We start from the raw sequence: 401 nt of genomic DNA on the forward strand, positions 1-401 counted from the left end.
TAATCAGGGTGTCCCGGGTTCGAATCCCGGGTGAGCCACCATTATATATAGAGATCCACTTGATCTTTTGGCGCCATCGTCAAGCGGTTAAGACACCGCCCTTTCACGGCGGGTTCATGGGTTCGAATCCCATTGGCGTCACCATTATCATGACTCACTAGCTCAACTGGCAGAGCAACTGACTCTTAATCAGTAGGTTCACGGTTCGATTCCGTGGTGGGTCACCATTTTATGGGCGATTAGCTCAGCTGGGAGAGCGCTTGCCTTACAAGCAAGATGTCAGCAGTTCGATCCTGTTATCGCCCACCATACCTTTTTATACGGCCCGGTAGTTTAGTTGGTTAGAATGCCGCCCTGTCACGGCGGAGGTCATGGGTTCAAGTCCCATTCGGGTCGCCATT

General features: G+C 51.9%; 4 tRNA genes. All 4 read left to right on the top strand.

Annotated features, from left to right (window positions below):
• Positions 1-69 precede the first annotated feature (69 nt).
• The 4 genes from DWZ54_RS00005 to DWZ54_RS00020 all read left to right on the top strand — a co-directional run bounded on the left by DWZ54_RS00005 (position 70) and on the right by DWZ54_RS00020 (position 399).
• Positions 70-144 (top strand) — tRNA-Glu (locus tag DWZ54_RS00005).
• Positions 145-151: 7 nt separating this feature from the next.
• Positions 152-227 (top strand) — tRNA-Lys (locus tag DWZ54_RS00010).
• A 6-nt stretch (positions 228-233) separates the two neighbouring features.
• A tRNA-Val gene (locus tag DWZ54_RS00015) sits at positions 234-309 on the top strand.
• Positions 310-322: 13 nt separating this feature from the next.
• A tRNA-Asp gene (locus tag DWZ54_RS00020) sits at positions 323-399 on the top strand.
• The last annotated feature ends 2 nt before the right edge of the window (positions 400-401 follow it).

The sequence above is a fragment of the Mitsuokella sp. AF33-22 genome (assembly GCF_003475755.1).
Taxonomy (GTDB): domain Bacteria; phylum Bacillota; class Negativicutes; order Selenomonadales; family Selenomonadaceae; genus Mitsuokella.